This window comes from Allobosea sp. 2KB_26 (genome assembly GCF_052115715.1).
GTDB lineage: Bacteria > Pseudomonadota > Alphaproteobacteria > Rhizobiales > Beijerinckiaceae > Allobosea.
Map to the genome: position 1 here is coordinate 85,752 of NZ_JBFRHE010000005.1, position 16,847 is coordinate 102,598.

Below are 16,847 nucleotides of genomic sequence, written 5' to 3' on the forward strand. Positions count from 1 at the left end.
TGCCATGGCGTTCCTCGTCATTCCGGCTCGGCAGTGTTGCGCCCGACGCCGATCTGCAAGCCCTCTTTGGCACTCGCCTCCTGCCCGCGCCTCCGCTACCAATGCCGGCATTCCTTCAACCACGAGACCAAAGCCGATGAGCCGCATTGTCTATGTGAATGGTGAGTACCTGCCCGAGGAAGAGGCCAGGATCTCGATTTTCGACCGCGGCTTCATCTTCGGCGACGGCATCTACGAAGTCTCGGCCGTGCTCGGGGGCAAGCTGGTCGACTGCGATGCGCATCTTGCCCGGCTGGAACGCTCCTGTGGTGAAATCAGGCTCGACCTGCCCTGGTCGCGCGCCGAACTGATCGCGATCCATGAAGAGCTGATCAAGCGCAACGCTATCGACGAGGGCGGCATCTATCTCCAGGTCTCGCGCGGCGCTGCCGACCGCGACTTCGCCTTCCCGAAGGATGTAGCGCCGACCCTGGTGATGTTCTCGCAGGCCCGCAACCTGAGCGAGGCGCCCGCCGCAAAGACTGGAATCAAGGTCGTCTCCTGCCCGGACCTGCGCTGGGCCCGCCGGGACATCAAGAGCGTCAACCTGCTCGGGCCGGTGCTGGCCAAGCAGTTCGCTGCCGAAAGCGGCGCGCAGGAAGCCTGGCTGGTGGAAGACGGCGTCGTCACCGAAGGTGCGTCCTCGACCGCCTGGATCGTCAAGGGCAAGACGCTGATCTCGCGGCCGCTCTCGAACAAGGTCCTGCCGGGCATCACCCGCAAGGCCGTACTGGCTTTCCTGGCCGAAACCGGCTTCACCTTCGAGGAACGCACGTTCACTCTGGATGAGGCGCTCGATGCCGAGGAAGCCTTCATCACCTCGGCCAACAGCTTCGTGATGCCGGTGGTCTCGATCGACGGCCACACGATCCATAACGGCGCGCCGGGACCGACCGCGATCCGCCTGCGCGAGATCTATATCGACTTCGCCAGGAAGGGCGGCGTGCTGGGCTGATTGCCCACACGCTCCCCCGCGACATAGGTCGCGGCGACATTGCGCTCGTCACCCAGCGTGACGAGCACGAACAATTCCTCGGCCAGATCGCGCGCTGTTTCCAGCCGATGCGCCATCGCCCGCGTCGCAGCCGGGTCGAGCACCACGACATCCGCCTCACGGCCAGGCTCGAGCGAGCCGATGAGATGTTCGAGCCCGAGCGCCACCGCATTGCCGCGCGTGATCGCATGCAGCGCCGCGAACGCGGAAAGCGACTGGCCCTGCAGGTGCAGCACCTTGTAGGCCTCGGCCATGGTCCGCAGCATCGAGTAGCTGGTGCCGCCGCCGATATCGGTCGCGACCGCAATCCGCACGCCCTCCCGCTTCGCCCGGGCCCAGTCGAACAGGCCTGAACCGAGAAAGAGGTTCGACGTCGGACAGAAGACGGCGACGGCACCGGCCTCGGCAAAGGCGCGCCATTCATGCTTGGTCATGTGGATGCAGTGGCCCATCAGGCTCTTGCGGCCGAGCAGGCCGTAATCGCGATAGATGCCGGCATAGTCATCGGCGGCCGGGTAAAGCTGGCGGGCGAGCGTGATCTCGGCCTGGTTCTCGTTGATATGGGTCTGGACGAAACAATCCGGATGTTCCGAGGCGAGCCGTCCGGCAGCCGTGAGTTGTTCCGGCGTCGAGGTCACCGCAAAGCGCGGCGTGATTGCATAGAGCTGGCGTCCCCGGCCATGCCAGCGCTCGATCAGGGCCTTGCTGTCGGCATAGCTGCTCTCGGCTGTATCGGTCAGTGCCTGCGGGGCGTTGCGGTCCATCATCACCTTGCCGGCGATCATCCGCGTGTTGCGGCGCTCGGATTCGGCAAAGAAGGCTTCGGCCGACTGCGGGTGGACGGAGCAGTAGACCGCTGCCGTGGTGGTGCCGCTCGCCAGCAACTCGTCCAGCAGGAAACGCGTCAGCTTCTCCGGATGGCCCTGCTGCGCCAGCTTCTGCTCCTCCACGAAGGTGTATTTGTTCAGCCACTCCATCAGCTGCGCACCATAAGAGGCGATCACCTGAGTCTGCGGCATGTGCAGATGCGCATCGATGAAGCCCGGCATGATCAGGTTTGGCCGATGATCGACGATTTCCGCCTCCGCCGGCAGCGTCGGCAGCAGTTCCGATGCAGCGCCGACGGCCGTGATCAATCCATCGCAGATGAGGATCAGACCGTCCTCGATATAGCGATGCGCCGCTTCGCCCGCGGTCTCGGGATCGCCGACGAACCAGAGCAGGCGGCCACGCAGGGCGCGAAGGTGACGGTCTTCGTTCACGGGCTCGTGCTCCGCCTCAAAATCACGTCATATCTGCACCAAATCAAAGCTTTCGGCCAAGCGTCGAACATGCCTAATCTGGAGGCATGATTTGGATCTGTGAGCGGCCGGGCCGCCATGCGTGAGATAGTGCGCTTCCTCTACGGCGATGAGCTGGTCGAGATCGCGTCCTGCGATCCGACGCTGACGCTGCTCGACTGGCTGCGCCTCGGGCGCCGCCGGACCGGTACGAAGGAAGGCTGTGCCGAAGGCGATTGCGGAGCCTGCACCGTCGTCGTCGGGCGGCTCGACGGCGGCCGATTGCGCTATGAGGCGATCAACGCCTGCATCCGCTTCCTGCCGACCCTCGATGGCTGCCATCTGCTCACCGTCGAGCACCTGAAGGGCGCGGACGGACGCCTGCACCCGGTGCAGCAGGCGATGGTCGACTGCCACGGCTCGCAATGCGGCTTCTGCACGCCGGGCTTCGTGATGTCGCTCCTCGCGCTCTGGCTGAACGAGCCCGTGCCGGAGCTGCGGCGGATCGAGGACGCGCTCGCGGGCAATCTCTGCCGCTGCACCGGCTACGAGCCGATCATCGCCGCGGCCCGGCGCCTCTACGAGCATACCGACCGGACGCAGGATCGCTTCGCGCTTTCGGCGCCCGGCATCGCCGCACGCCTGCACGCTTTCGTGGATCAGGAGACGCTGACGCTCACCCATGGCGCGCGGCGTTTCCTGTCTCCGACGACAACAGACGCCCTCGCCCATCTCGTCATCTCCCATCCCGAGGCCATTCTCGTCGCCGGCGCGACCGATGTCGGTCTCTGGATCACCAAGGGGATGCAGCAGCCGCAAACCGTCATCCATCTCGGCCGCATCGAGGCTCTGCGTGCGGTCAGCGACGAGGGGGAGCATCTGCGCATCGGCGCCATGGCGAACCATATCGATGTCCGCACGGCACTCGCGGCGCTCTCGCCGCAGCTCGACGAGCTGATGCGCCGCTTCGGCGGCGAGCAGGTGCGCAATGCCGGGACGATCGGCGGCAATATCGCCAATGGCTCACCGATCGGCGATCTGCCGCCTGCGCTGATTGCGCTTGGTGCAAGGCTGGTGCTGCGGCGCGGCAGCGAGCGGCGCGCGCTGCCGCTCGAAGCCTTCTTCCTCGACTATCGCCGCCAGGACCGGAAGCCAGGCGAATTCGTCGAGGCCGTGCTGGTGCCGAAACTGCAGAGTGACGCTCTGTTCCACATTTCGAAGATCTCAAAGCGCTTCGACGAGGACATCTCGGCTGTGTGCGGCGCCTTCCTGCTGCGTCTCGACGAAGCCAATAGGGTGAGCGAGGCACGGCTCGCCTATGGCGGCATGGCGGGTATCCCGAAACGGGCGGCAGCCGCGGAAGCCGCGCTGCTGGGGAGGGATTGGGACGAGGCTGCGGTCGCTGCCGCCATCGCCGCCCTGCCCCGGGATTTCACACCGCTGACCGACATGCGCGCCTCGGCGGCGTACCGGCTGAAGGTGGCCGGCAATCTCCTGCGCCGGTTCCTGATCGAAACGACGGCACCTGACGTCGACACCCGCGTTGCGGGCCTGCTTGCGGAGGTCGCCCATGGCTGACGCGCGCAAACGGCTTGAGACCGAGGCCGTAGCCGGGCCGCTCGGCCGGTCCAGCAATCATGATTCCGCCGCCAAGCATGTCGCTGGCGAGGCCCTCTACATCGACGACATCGCCGAGCCGGCCGGCCTCGCGCATGCCTATCTCGGCCTTTCCGAGGTCGCGCATGGGCGGCTGATATCACTCGACCTCGCCGCTGTGCGCACGGCACCTGGCGTGCTGACCGTGCTGACGGCAGAGGATATTCCGGGCGCGAACGACATCAGCTCGACGCATCGGCATGACGAGCCTGTCTTCACGACGCAGACTATCCTGCATCACGGCCAGCCGCTTTTCGCGGTCATCGCGGAAACCCGCGATCTGGCGCGCCGTGCTGCCGGGCTGGCCAAGGCCGCCTATGAGGAAGCCGCTCCGCTACTGGATGTCGCAGCGGCCCGCGCGGCGGGCGGCGAGCTTGTCACCGACCCGCTGAAGCTGGAGCGCGGCGATGTGGCTGGTGCCCTTGCTGCCAGCCCGCGCCGGCTCAAGGGGTCGATGGAGATCGGCGGACAGGATCATTTCTATCTGGAGAGCCAGATCGCGCTCGCCATACCCGGCGAGGACGAAGACATGCTGGTGCTGTCTTCGACGCAGCATCCGAGCGAAGTCCAGCACATGGTCGCGCAGGTGCTCGGCGTCGGCTCCCACGCCGTCACCATCGAGGTGCGGCGCATGGGCGGCGGCTTTGGTGGCAAGGAAACCCAGGCGAATCTCTTCGCCTGCGTCGCCGCGCTCGCTGCCCGCAAGCTGAAGCGCCCGGTCAAGCTCCGGCCCGACCGCGACGACGATATGGTCATCACCGGCAAGCGCCATGATTTCGTGGTCGATTACGAGATCGGCTTCGATAACGAGGGGCATATTCACGCGGTGGACGCGGTCTATGCGGCGCGCTGCGGCTGGAACGCCGATCTCTCGGGCCCGGTCACGGACCGCGCGCTGTTCCACATGGACAATTGCTATTTCTACCCGGCGGTGCGCGCACGCTCGCAGCCACTGCGGACCAACACCGTTTCGAACACGGCCTTCCGCGGCTTCGGCGGCCCCCAGGGCATGGTCGGCGCGGAACGCTTCATCGAGGAGGTTGCCTTTGCGACCGGGCTCGACCCGCTCGAGATCCGCAGGCGCAATCTCTATGGCGCGGTCGGCCGCAACATCACGCCCTATCACCAGCAGGTCGAGGACAATATCGCCGGCGACGTGATCGCCGAGCTCGAGCGGCGTTGCGATTACCGCGCGCGCCAGACGGCGATCCGTGAGGGCAATCGCAAGAGCCCGGTTATCAAGCGCGGCATCGCGCTGACTCCGGTCAAGTTCGGCATCTCCTTCACCGCGACCTGGTACAATCAGGCCGGCGCCCTGGTGCATGTCTACACGGACGGCACGGTGGCGCTGAACCATGGCGGCACCGAGATGGGCCAGGGCCTCTATGTGAAGGTGGCGCAGGTCGTGGCGCAGGCCTTCGGGATCGGCCTCAACCGGATCAAGATCACCGCGACGACCACCGGCAAGGTGCCGAATACGTCGGCGACGGCCGCCTCCTCCGGCTCCGATCTCAACGGCATGGCCGCGCTCGATGCCTGCGAGACGATCAAGGCACGGCTCGTCGCCTTTGCCTCGAAGCGCTGGGAGGTTGCAACCGAGGAGATTGCCTTCCTGCCGGGCCGGATCAGGATCGGCACGCAGGAGATGAGTTTCGACGAATTCGTCGCGGCGGCCTACATGGCCCGCGTCCAGCTCTCGGCGACCGGCTTCTACGCGACGCCGAAGATCCATTGGGATCGCAAGGCCGGGCGTGGCCACCCGTTCTATTATTTCGCCTATGGCGCGGCTGCGGCCGAAGTCGCGATCGACACGCTCACCGGCGAGTATAAGGTCGAGCGGGTCGACATCCTGCATGATTGCGGCACCTCGCTGAACCCGGCGATCGACAAGGGCCAGATCGAGGGCGGCTTCGTGCAGGGCATGGGCTGGCTCACCACCGAGGAACTCTGGTGGGACGACAAAGGCCGGCTCAAGACCCATGCGCCCTCGACCTACAAGATCCCCCTCGCCTCCGACCGGCCGCGCATCTTCAATGTCGACCTGCTCGAGAACGCCCCCAATCGCGAGCCGACGATCCACCGCTCCAAGGCGGTCGGGGAGCCGCCGCTGATGCTGGCGATCAGCGTGCTCCACGCCTTGTCGGACGCGGTCGCGAGCGTCGGTGACCATCGCTTCTGTCCCCGTCTCGACGCGCCGGCGACGCCGGAGCGTGTACTCGATGCGATCGATCGCGTACGGGAACAGGCACGGGGCGCGGCACCATGACCGGGCTGGCGACTTTCCTCGAAGCCCATATCGAGCAAGGCGCCATCCTTGTCAGCATCGAGCGCGCCGAAGGATCGACCCCACGCGAAACCGGCGCGACGATGGTCGTCACCGGCGAGGGCAATTCCGGGACGATCGGCGGCGGCCAGCTCGAATTCCACTGTACCGACATCGCCCTTGAGATGCTGGCGAGCAGCGAGACCTCGCGACGCCTCGATATTCCGCTTGGGCCGCAAATGGGCCAGTGCTGCGGCGGCCGGGTCGGTGTCGTGCTGGAGCGGGCCAGGCCGTGCCATCTCGCGACTCTCCAGGCCGCCGAAGCGGCAAGGCGCGCAGCGCAACCTGCCGTCCTCATCATCGGCGCTGGCCATACCGGGCGGGCGCTTGCCGAGGCCCTCATGCGCCTGCCGCTGACGGTCATTCTGATCGACGATCGCGAAGGCCAGATGCACGACCTTCCCGATGGGGTCGCACGGGTACGACTGGACGACCCGGTCGAGGCCATCGCGTCGGCCCAGCCCGGCACCGCCTTCGTCATCCTCTCTCACAGCCATGCGCTCGACTACCGGCTGACCGAGGCTGCGCTGCTGCGCGGGGATGCGGCCTATGTCGGCATGATCGGCTCGGCGACAAAGCGCGCGCGCTTCGTGGCGAGCTTTCGCCGCCGCCACCCTGCAAGCGATGCCTTGGCGCACCTGACCTGCCCAATCGGCGGGGATGATGTGGACGACAAGCGCCCCGAGGTCATCGCCGCCTTGACGGCAGCCGAGCTGGTGCGGAGCTTGCTTGCCAAGCAACGGGCTTCCGGGCAAAGCGTGGCGCAGGGCCGACAGGGTCCGGGGAGAAGGGCAGGAGATGACGGCGTCGCCGCATGACAGGACGGATACGCCGCCCAGACTCGTGCTGTCGGGCATCTCCAAGAGCTTTCCCGGCGTGAAGGCCAATGACGATATCAGCTTCAGCGTGAAACCAGGCGAGATCCACGCCCTGCTCGGCGAGAACGGAGCCGGCAAGTCGACGCTGGTCAAGGTCATCTACGGCGTTCAGCAGGCCGATTCAGGCGGCATCTCCTGGGATGGCAAGCCTGTCTCGATTCCCTCGCCCAAGGCGGCGCGGAGGCTCGGCATCGGCATGGTCTTCCAGCATTTCTCGCTGTTCGATGCGATGACGGTGATCGAGAATATTGCGCTCGGCCTCGACGAGGCCGTGGATCGCGACGAGCTGAAGACCCGAGTCGCCAAGGTTCTGCAAAGCTATTCGCTGCCGCTCGATCCCGAGCGCGAGGTCCATACGCTCTCGGTCGGCGAACGGCAGCGCATCGAGATCGTCCGCTGCCTGCTGCAGAAGCCGAAGCTCCTGATCATGGACGAGCCGACCTCGGTCCTCACACCGCAGGAAGTCGAGCGTCTGTTCGAGACCTTGCGGCAGATCGCGTCCGAAGGCTGCTCGATCCTCTACATCAGCCACAAGCTGCACGAGATCAAAGCCTTGTGCGACACCGCCACGATCCTCCGCGCCGGCCGGGTCGTGGCGACCTGCGACCCGCGGCAGGAGACGACACGGCGCATGGCCGAACTCATGATCGGCGCCGAATTGCGCCAGATCGAGAACGCCCATTCCGGCAGGATCGGCAAACGTCGGCTGATCGTATCTGGCCTCTCGCTGCCCGGTGAGCCGCCCTTCGGCACGAGCTTGCGCGACATCAGTTTCGAGGCACGCGCCGGCGAAATCCTCGGCATCGCCGGCGTCGCCGGAAACGGCCAGGCCGAGCTGCTCGGCGCCCTGTCCGGCGAGCGCCTCAGCGCGGTGCCGAACGCCATCATGCTCGACGGCAAGTCCGTCGGCAGCGAGGGGGCGGGCGAGCGGCGCAGCGCCGGCCTCGCCTGCGTTCCGGAGGAGCGCAACGGACACGCCGCCGTGCCGGATTTCTCGCTGGCGGAGAACGCCATCCTGACGGCGCGCTACCGGCTGCCGCTGGCGCCACGCGGCTTCATCCGTCTCGGGGCGGTTCGGCGCTTCGCCCAAGCCGTCATCGGCCGGTTCGATGTACGCACCACCGGTCCAGGTTCTCCGGCCCGCTCATTGTCCGGGGGTAATCTGCAGAAATTCATCATGGGCCGCGAGATCGGCCAGGAGCCAGGCGTCCTCGTGGTCTCGCAGCCAACCTGGGGGGTCGATGCGGGCGCGGCAGCGGCGATCCGGCAGGCGCTGGTCGATCTGGCGGCTAAGGGCTCCGCGGTCGTGGTGATCTCGCAGGACCTCGACGAACTGCTCGAGCTGGCCGACCGGCTCAGCGTCATCAACGAGGGCCGGCTCTCGCCGCCGCGCCCGGTCGCGGAACTCGCGATCGACGAGATCGGCCTGATGATGGGCGGCATTCACGGCGCAGCCCAGCCCGAGGGAGCGCCGCCTCATGCTTGAATGGCGCCGCCGCCGCGAACCAAGCCGGGCGATGCTCTATCTGAGCCCGCTGATCGCGATCGCGCTCACCATGGTGACCGGCGCGATGGTCTTCACGGCGATGGGCTATGACGGGCTGACCGCGGTCTTCGACTTCTTCCTCGTGCCCTTCCTAGAACCGCATCGCTGGCCGGATCTCGGCGTCAAGGCGGCGCCGCTGGTGATGATCGCGCTCGGCCTCGCCATCGGTTTTCGTGCCAATGTCTGGAATATCGGCGCCGAGGGCCAGTACATCATGGGCGCCATCGCCGGCACCGGCGTTGCCCTCGCCACCTATGAGATGAGCGGCTGGTGGATCCTGCCGGCCATGGCTCTCGCCGGCATCCTCGGCGGCATGGCCTGGGCTGCAGTCCCGGCGCTGTTGCGGGTCAGGCTTCAGGTCAGCGAAATCCTGACCAGCCTGATGCTGACCTATGTCGCGGTGCAGGTGCTGTATTATCTCGTGCGCGGTCCATGGAAGGATCCGGACGGCTTCAACTTCCCGCAGACGCGGATGTTCACGGCCGATCAGACGCTGCCGGTCGTCATCCCCGAGACGCTCGTCCATCTCGGCATTCCGCTTGCACTCGTCATTGCCGTCATTGCCTGGCTCGTATTGGAGAAGACGACCGCGGGCTATGCGGTGAAGGTTGTCGGGCTCGCACCGGCTGCGGCGCGTCATGGTGGCTTCAGCGCCGAACGGACGACCTGGGTGACGTTGCTGATCGGCGGCGGGCTCGCGGGTCTTGCCGGCATCTTTGAGGCTGCAGGCCCCTTCAGCCAGCTCACCCCGCAATTCCCGGTTGGCTACGGCTTCACCGCCATCATCGTCGCCTTCCTCGGCCGCCTGCATCCGCTGGGCATCGTGCTCGGCGGCGTCGTTCTGGCGGCAACCTATGTCGGCGGCGAGATCGCCCAGACGACCGTGCGACTGCCCCAGGCCGCGACCGGGATGTTCCAGGCGATGCTGCTGTTCTTCCTGCTCGCGACCGACGTGCTGGTCCGTTATCGCATCGCCTTCAGCGCAAGGCCGGCGAAAGTGGCGTCGCGATGAACAGCGTCATCCTGGTCTCGATCATCATGACGCTTGTCGCGGCGTCGACGCCGATCCTGCTGGCGGCGCTGGGCGAGCTCGTCGTCGAGAAGTCGGGCGTGCTCAATCTCGGCGTCGAAGGCATGATGCTGACCGGAGCCGTCGCCGGTTTCGCGGTCGCCTTCAGCACCGGCAGCATCGCGCTCGGGCTCATTGCCTCCGTGATCGCCGGCATCGCAACCGCGATGATCTTCGCCGTGCTGACGCTCAGCCTGACCGCGAACCAGGTCGCGACGGGCCTGGCGCTGACGATTTTCGGCGTCGGTGCCTCCTCGCTGATCGGTGCCGGCTTCGTCGGCCGCACGATCGATCGTCTGGGCCCCCTGTTTCCCGAAGCGCTTTCCGGCCATCCCTGGCTGCGCGCGCTCTTCGGGCACGACATCGTCGTCTATCTCTCGCTCGCCCTGGTTCTCGGCGTGAGCCTTTTCCTGCGTCGAACGCGCGCCGGATTGATCCTGCGGGCAGTCGGCGAGAATGACGCCTCTGCCCATGCCATCGGCTATCCCGTCATTGGCATCCGCTATGCGGCGATCGCCTTCGGCGGCGCGCTGGCGGGCCTCGGCGGCGCCTATTTCTCGCTGGCGCTGACGCCGATGTGGGCTGACCGCCTGACCGCGGGGCGAGGCTGGATCGCGCTCGCGCTCGTCGTCTTCTCCGCCTGGAAGCCCGGCCGGCTTCTGCTCGGGGCCTATCTTTTCGGTGCGGTGATGACCTTCGAGCTCCAGGCCAAGGCCGCCGGCATCGCCTGGCTCGCGCCGGAGGTGCTGGCGATGGCCCCCTATCTTGCGACAATCCTGGTTCTGACGATGATGTCGCTCGGTCGCAAAACGGGCCGGCTCGACGCGCCCGCATGTCTCGGCAAACCCTTCTCGGCGTCCTGACGGCGCCGCCAACCCCGTGGGGAGAACAACCATGTCATCCATCATCACCCGCCGCACGCTCGTTGCCGGCGGCGCCGCGGCTTCCGCCCTGCCCCTGCTCGGCCGCAGCGCCTCCGCGCAGGCGCCACTGGGTGTCGGCTTCATCTATGTCGGTCCGATCGGCGATCACGGCTGGAGCTGGACGCATGATCAGGGCCGCAAGGCGCTGGAGAAGCAGTATGGCGACAAGATCAAGACCAGCTTCATCGAGAACGTCGCCGAGGGGCCGGATGCGGCGCGCGCGCTGCGCCAGCTGGCGCAGGCCGGCAACCAGCTGATCTTCGCGACCTCCTTCGGTTTCATGAACCCGACCATCCAGGTCGCAAAGCAGTTCCCGAAGCTGAAATTCGAGCACGCCACCGGCTATCAGCGCGCCGAGAACGTCGCGACCTACAATGCCCGCTTCTATGAGGGGCGCGCGGTGATCGGCACGATTGCGGGCCATATGTCGAAGAGCGGCCAGGCCGGCTACATCGCCTCCTTCCCGATTCCGGAGGTCGTGATGGGGATCAATGCCTTCACGCTGGCCGCCCGCAAGGTGAACCCGAACTTCAAGACCAAGGTCATCTGGGCCTCGACCTGGTACGACCCGGCCAAGGAAGCCGACGCCGCCAAGGCGCTGATCGACCAGGGCGCCGATGTGATCACCCAGCATACCGACAGCCCCGCCGCCCTGCAGGCGGCAGAGCAGCGCGGCGTCTTCGCCTTCGGTCAGGCCTCCGACATGAGCGCCTTCGCCCCCAAGGCGCATCTCTCGGCGATCGTCGACGACTGGTCGGGCTACTACATCAAGCGCGTCAAGGAGGTCATGGACGGCAGCTGGAAGTCGGGTGACGTCTGGGGCGGGATCAAGGACGGCTTCGTCAAGCTCGCCCCCTTCAATCCGGCGATGACGCCGGCCGCACGCGCAGGCGCGGAGGAAGTCCAGAAGGGCATCGTTGCCGGCACGCTTCACCCCTTCACCGGCGAGCTCAAGGACCAGAAGGGCGTGCTGCGCCTCAAGGCCGGCGAGACTGCCCCCGACGAGATGCTGTCGAAGATGGACTGGTACGTCGACGGCGTGCAGGCCTGAGCGCGCAGGCCAACCAATCCTGACGACATCCCGGCAGCCGGATCGAGATTTCGGCTGACGGGAATGACGGAGGCGGCATGACACCCCCAACGATTCAGCATGAAAGCCTCTTGCAGATATTTTAAGCTTGAAACAAAATGAGGAACATACGGGCCGGAAGGGGATGGGGATCTCCGCCGGCCAGTAGGCTCCTTGCAGGTCCCGGGAGGACATCGGACATGAAGCTCAAACTCGCATTGTCTATCGGCACGGCGCTCGTCGCGCTGGGTGTTGCCGGCGCACAGGCCCAGGAGCCGATCAAGATCGGCGTCGTCAGCGTTCTTTCCGGCCCGCAGGCGGCACTTGGCCAGCAGTTGCGCGACGGTTTCCAGCTCGCAGTCGACCAGATGGGCGGCAAGCTCGGCGGACGGCCGGTGCAGATCACGGTGATCGACGACGAGCTCAAGCCCGATGTCGCGGTCGGCAAGGTTCGCGGTTTCGTCGAGGGCGGCAAGGTCGATTTCGTCGTCGGCCCGGTCTTCTCGAACATTCTGGGCGCCATCGCCAAGCCGGTTCTGGACTCCGGCGCTGTGCTGATCAGCCCGAATGCCGGCCCTTCGACGCTCGCAGGCAAGGCCTGCCACCAGAACTTCTTCGTGACCTCGTACCAGAACGACCAGGTCCACGAGGTGCTGGGCAAATACGCGCAGGACCAGGGCTTCAAGCGCGCCTACATCATGGCGCCGAACTACCAGGCGGGTAAGGACTCGCTCGCCGGCTTCAAGAACTACTTCAAGGGCGAGGTCGTCGACGAGGTCTATGTCCCGCTGAACCAGCTCGATTTCTCAGCAGAGCTCGCCAAGATCGCTTCGGCCAAGCCCGACGTCGTCTTCGCCTTCATGCCGGGGGGTCTCGGCGTCAATCTGGTCAAGCAGTGGTCGCAGGCCGGTCTGCAGGGCAAGATCCCGTTCCTCTCCGCCTTCACGGTCGACGAATCGACACTGCCCGCGCAGCAGGACGCTGCGGTCGGCCTCTTCGGCGGCATGACCTGGGCCCCCAATATGGACAATCCGCAGAACAAGAAATTCGTCGCGGATTACGAGGCTGCCTACAAGATCGTCCCCGGCTCCTATGCCATGCAGGCTTATGACGCCGCCCTGCTGATCGACTCGGCGGTCAAGGGTGCCGGCGGTACGGCCGACAAGGACAAGCTGCGGGCCGCGATCCGGAAGGCCGATTTCAAGTCGCTGCGCGGCAACTTCAAGTTCAACAGCAATGGCTACCCGATCCAGGACTTCTACCTGGTCAAGGTTGCCAAGCGCGCGGACGGCAAGTTCCAGACTGAGATCGCGCAGAAGGTGTTCTCGGACTATGCCGACCCGCATGCGAAGGATTGCGCCCTGAAGTGAGGAGACTGCCCGGGGGAGCTCATGTCCCTTCGTCTCTCTGGGAGGAGAGACGAGCTTGGATGATGGCAGGGTGCCGAAGAGTACCCGCCTGTCATCGGAGCAGGACATCAGCTCCCCTTGGCAACATCCTCACACTCGCCGCCCCTGCCCTTTCCGGGGAAAGGGAGCCCGTGCCTGACATGCGTCTCGCTGCGGCCGCCCAGAGCATGCTGCGAAAGAGCGGCAACGGTTTTTCGCATTGGGCATGCTCTAAACTATGAGAGTCGATCACGTTTTCCAAACGCAGCGTGATCTAGGGGCGTGCCGCGCCAGCCAACAAGCACCGAGCTGATGACCACCAGTCTCCTCATCGTCCAGATCCTGAACGGGCTGCAGCTCGGCGTCCTGCTGTTCCTGGTGGCAGCGGGGCTGACGCTGGTCTTCGGCGTCATGGATTTCATCAACCTCGCCCATGGCGTGCAGTACATGCTGGGGGCCTATCTCGCGGTGACCTTCGTCGGGCTGACCGGGAGTTTCGTGCTGGGGCTGTTGCTCGCCCTGGCGGCCGCGCTCGTCATCGGGCTTGCCCTCGAATTCCTGGTCTTCCGCCATCTCTATGAACGCGACCATCTCGACCAGGTACTCGCGACCTTCGGGCTCATCCTGCTCCTGAACCAGGGCGTCAAGATCGTCTGGGGCGCGGCCCCTCTCTCCGTCCCGGTCCCGGAATTCCTGTCAGGCTCCGTGCGGTTGATGGACGGCATTCTCTATCCTACCTACCGCTTCGCCTTGATCGGCGCCGGGCTCGCGGTCGGCGGATTGCTCTGGTTCATCGTCGAGCGGACGCGCACCGGCATGCTGTTGCGGGCCGGCGCCTCGAACGCGCCGATGGTCTCGGCACTCGGCGTCGATATCCGCAAGCTCTTCATGGTCGTCTTCGCCTTCGGAACCATGCTGGCCGGGTTTGCCGGTGCGATGGCGGCGCCGATCCTCTCGGTCGAGCCCGGCATGGGCGACACGGTGCTGATCCTCGCCTTCGTCGTCATCGTGGTCGGCGGCATCGGCTCGATCCGCGGGGCCTTCGTCGGCGCGCTGATCGTCGGACTGGTCGATACGCTCGGGCGCTCCTTCATGAACGACCTGCTGCGCCTGTTCATGAGCGCCCCCTCGGCCCGTGCGACCGGAGCCGCGCTCTCCTCGATGCTGATCTACCTGGTGATGGCCATCGTCCTGTTCGTGCGCCCCGAAGGCCTGCTGCCCGCCAAGGGCCGGACATGAGCGCGGCGCCCACCACCGCCGGCGCAGCCGGGTCCACCCAATCCCGGCCAGGATCGCGCCCGCTCCTGGCGCTGGTGCTCTTCGCAGCGCTCGCTCTCGTCCCGGTCGCCGTCTCGCTCGGAGTCCCCGCGCATTGGCTGTCGCTGGTGACGCGGGCGATGATCTTCGCCATCGCGGCCCTGTCGCTCGACCTCATCCTGGGCGTCGGGGGGCTGGTCTCCTTCGGGCATGCCGCCTTCATCGGCATCGGCGCCTATGTGACCGGCATCATGATCACCGAGGGCCGCACCGAGACGCTGCTGATCCTGCCCGTGCTCCTCGTCGTCTGCGCCATCTTTGCGGCGGTCACGGGCGCGGTCTCGCTGCGCACGCGCGGCGTCGCCTTCATCATGATCACGCTGGCCTTCGGGCAAATGGTGTTCTTCCTGGCGCAGGCGCTTTCGGCCTATGGCGGCGACGATGGCCTGACGCTCTATGCCCGCAGCACGATCGCCGGCCTCGACATCGCCGCAAGCCGAACCGGCTTCTTCTACATCGTGCTGGGTGCGCTCATCGGCTGCTACGGGCTGGTCTGCATCATCGTCGCCTCCCGCTTCGGCCGCGTGCTGCGCGCCGCGCGCGAGAACGCGACGCGCGTAACCGTGACCGGATACGATGTCGGGCGCGTGCGCCTGATCGCGTATGTCATCAGCGGCATGATCGCAGGCTTGTCCGGCTTCTTCCTCGCCAACCAGACCGAATTCGTCAGCCCCGCCTTCATGTCTTGGCAGCGCTCGGGCGAATTGATCTTCATGGTCGTGCTCGGCGGTGTCGGCTCTCTGCATGGCGCGATCATCGGCGCGCTCGCCTTTCTCTTCGCCGAGGACGTGCTCGCCGGGATCACCGAACACTGGAAGGCGATCTTCGGGCCGCTCATCGTTCTCTTCGTGCTGTTCACGCGCGGCGGCATCGTCGGCATCCTCGCAAAGATGCGGGGACGCAGCGATGGCTGATCCCGTTCTCGCCCTCGATGGCGTTCGCAAGTCCTTCGGTGCGCTGAAGGTGACCGATGGCGTCAGCTTCTCCGTCGCTCCCGGCGAATTGCATGCCCTGATCGGCCCGAACGGCGCCGGCAAGACCACACTCGTGCACCAGATCTCAGGCATGCTGCGTCCCGATGCCGGCAGCATTCGCTTCCGCGGTGCCGACATCACCGGACTGTCGCCCGAGAAGCGTGCGCGCGCCGGGCTTGCGCGCACCTTTCAGATCACCTCGACCATCGCTTCGCTCTCGGTGCTGGAGAACGTCGCTCTCAGCGTGCAGGCGCGCGCGACGCATCCATTGGCGCTGTTCCGCAACGCCGCCCGCGACGAGCGCCTGAACGGCCCGGCCTGGGCCGCGATCGACGCCGTCGGTCTCGGCGAGCGCGCGCATGTGCCGGCAGGCCGGCTCTCGCATGGCGAGAAACGCGCACTCGAGATTGCGATGGCTCTCACCCTCGAGCCCGCCGCGATCCTGCTCGACGAGCCGCTGGCCGGTGTCGGACACGAGGAAGGCGCGCGCCTGATCGCGCTGCTGAAGAGCCTCAAGGGTCGCTACGCCATGCTGCTGGTCGAACACGACATGGAGGCGGTGTTCGCACTCGCCGACACGGTCAGCGTTCTCGTCTATGGCCGGGTCATCGCCTCTGGCGAACCGGCGTCCGTCCGTGCGGACCCGACCGTGCGCGAAGCCTATCTCGGCGAGGAGGGCTAGAGCATGCTCGTCGTCGAAGCGTTGGACGCCGGCTACGGCGAAGCGCAGATCCTGTTCGGCGTTGATCTCGCGATCGCCGAGGGCGAGGTGGTGACCTTGCTCGGCCGCAACGGCATGGGCAAGACCACGACGATCCGTGCCATCATGGGGCTGATCCCGGCCAAGGCTGGCCGCATCTGCGTCTCCGGCCGCGACCTGACCGGGGCGCCTCCCTTCCGGATCGCACAGGCCGGAATCGGGCTGGTGCCGGAAGGCCGCCAGATCTTTCCGACGCTCAGCGTGGAAGAAAACCTGATCGCCACGGCGGCCAGCCGCTTCGGCAAGCCGCGCTGGGATGTCGAGCGCATCTACTCGTTCCTGCCGCGCCTCAAGGAGAGGCGAACCAATCGCGGCAACCAGCTTTCCGGCGGCGAGCAGCAGATGCTGGCGATCGGCCGGGCCCTGATGACCAACCCGAAACTGGTCATTCTCGACGAGGCGACGGAAGGGCTCGCTCCGATCATCCGCCAGGAGATCTGGTCCTGCCTTGCCGCACTGAAGGCTGATGGCGAATCGATCCTGGTCATCGACAAGAATGTCGATGCGCTGGCCAGGATCGCCGACCGACATATCGTCCTGGAAAAGGGCCGCGTCGTCTGGCGCGGATCGAGCGACGACTTGCGCAGCGACAGCGCTGTGAAAGATCGCTTCCTGCATCTTTAAGAGAAGG

The 16,847-nt window shown here is 66.1% G+C and carries 14 protein-coding genes; 13 read left to right on the plus strand and 1 reads right to left on the minus strand.

Going from position 1 to position 16,847, the window contains the following annotated elements; all coding sequences use genetic code 11:
* The first annotated feature begins 136 nt into the window (after positions 1-136).
* The gene (locus AB4099_RS16245; protein WP_113514572.1) at positions 137-994 is read left to right on the plus strand and encodes a D-amino-acid transaminase; all 858 of its coding nucleotides are present in this window, start codon (positions 137-139) and stop codon (positions 992-994) included.
* Here AB4099_RS16245 and guaD read toward each other — a convergent pair.
* On the minus strand, positions 955-2,295 hold the full coding sequence (guaD, locus tag AB4099_RS16250; RefSeq protein ID WP_441478807.1) for a guanine deaminase: 1,341 nt from the start codon (positions 2,293-2,295) through the stop codon (positions 955-957). The two genes, AB4099_RS16245 and guaD, sit on opposite strands and share 40 nt — an antisense overlap.
* 117 nt (positions 2,296-2,412) lie before the next feature.
* On the opposite strand from guaD, the gene xdhA reads away from it, so the two are divergent.
* From xdhA to AB4099_RS16310, 12 genes are all read left to right on the plus strand, one after another.
* Complete coding sequence (gene xdhA / locus AB4099_RS16255) at positions 2,413-3,891, plus strand: xanthine dehydrogenase small subunit (RefSeq protein ID WP_441478808.1); 1,479 nt, start codon at positions 2,413-2,415, stop codon at positions 3,889-3,891.
* The gene (gene xdhB / locus AB4099_RS16260; RefSeq protein ID WP_441478809.1) at positions 3,884-6,235 is read left to right on the plus strand and encodes a xanthine dehydrogenase molybdopterin binding subunit; all 2,352 of its coding nucleotides are present in this window, start codon (positions 3,884-3,886) and stop codon (positions 6,233-6,235) included. The genes xdhA and xdhB overlap by 8 nt, the downstream gene beginning before the upstream one ends.
* A complete protein-coding gene (gene xdhC, locus AB4099_RS16265; RefSeq protein WP_441478810.1) occupies positions 6,232-7,110 on the plus strand; it encodes a xanthine dehydrogenase accessory protein XdhC in 879 nt (292 codons plus the stop codon). The genes xdhB and xdhC overlap by 4 nt, the downstream gene beginning before the upstream one ends.
* Complete coding sequence (locus AB4099_RS16270) at positions 7,091-8,656, plus strand: ABC transporter ATP-binding protein (RefSeq protein WP_441478811.1); 1,566 nt, start codon at positions 7,091-7,093, stop codon at positions 8,654-8,656. The genes xdhC and AB4099_RS16270 overlap by 20 nt, the downstream gene beginning before the upstream one ends.
* Positions 8,649-9,728: an ABC transporter permease gene (locus AB4099_RS16275; RefSeq protein WP_441478812.1), complete on the plus strand. Its 1,080-nt coding sequence runs from the start codon at positions 8,649-8,651 to the stop codon at positions 9,726-9,728. Before AB4099_RS16270 ends, AB4099_RS16275 begins: the two co-directional genes overlap by 8 nt.
* Positions 9,725-10,648 (plus strand): ABC transporter permease, encoded by a 924-nt coding sequence (locus tag AB4099_RS16280; protein WP_441478813.1) that lies wholly within the window; start codon positions 9,725-9,727, stop codon positions 10,646-10,648. The genes AB4099_RS16275 and AB4099_RS16280 overlap by 4 nt, the downstream gene beginning before the upstream one ends.
* Before the next feature lie 31 nt (positions 10,649-10,679).
* Positions 10,680-11,759 (plus strand): BMP family ABC transporter substrate-binding protein, encoded by a 1,080-nt coding sequence (locus AB4099_RS16285; protein ID WP_441478814.1) that lies wholly within the window; start codon positions 10,680-10,682, stop codon positions 11,757-11,759.
* A gap of 218 nt (positions 11,760-11,977) precedes the next feature.
* Positions 11,978-13,147, plus strand: coding sequence for an ABC transporter substrate-binding protein (locus tag AB4099_RS16290; protein ID WP_113515589.1), 1,170 nt, complete (start codon positions 11,978-11,980; stop codon positions 13,145-13,147).
* 330 nt (positions 13,148-13,477) lie between these two features.
* Positions 13,478-14,404 carry a branched-chain amino acid ABC transporter permease gene (locus tag AB4099_RS16295; RefSeq protein WP_113515619.1) on the plus strand — a complete coding sequence of 309 codons (927 nt, stop codon included), beginning with the start codon at positions 13,478-13,480 and terminating at the stop codon, positions 14,402-14,404.
* Positions 14,401-15,396: a branched-chain amino acid ABC transporter permease gene (locus tag AB4099_RS16300; RefSeq protein WP_441478815.1), complete on the plus strand. Its 996-nt coding sequence runs from the start codon at positions 14,401-14,403 to the stop codon at positions 15,394-15,396. The genes AB4099_RS16295 and AB4099_RS16300 overlap by 4 nt, the downstream gene beginning before the upstream one ends.
* Positions 15,389-16,138, plus strand: a complete 750-nt coding sequence (locus AB4099_RS16305) for an ABC transporter ATP-binding protein (RefSeq protein ID WP_441478816.1) — start codon at positions 15,389-15,391, stop codon at positions 16,136-16,138. The genes AB4099_RS16300 and AB4099_RS16305 overlap by 8 nt, the downstream gene beginning before the upstream one ends.
* 3 nt (positions 16,139-16,141) lie before the next feature.
* Entirely contained in the window at positions 16,142-16,840 is a 699-nt protein-coding gene (locus tag AB4099_RS16310) for an ABC transporter ATP-binding protein (protein WP_441478817.1), read from the plus strand.
* The last annotated feature ends 7 nt before the right edge of the window (positions 16,841-16,847 follow it).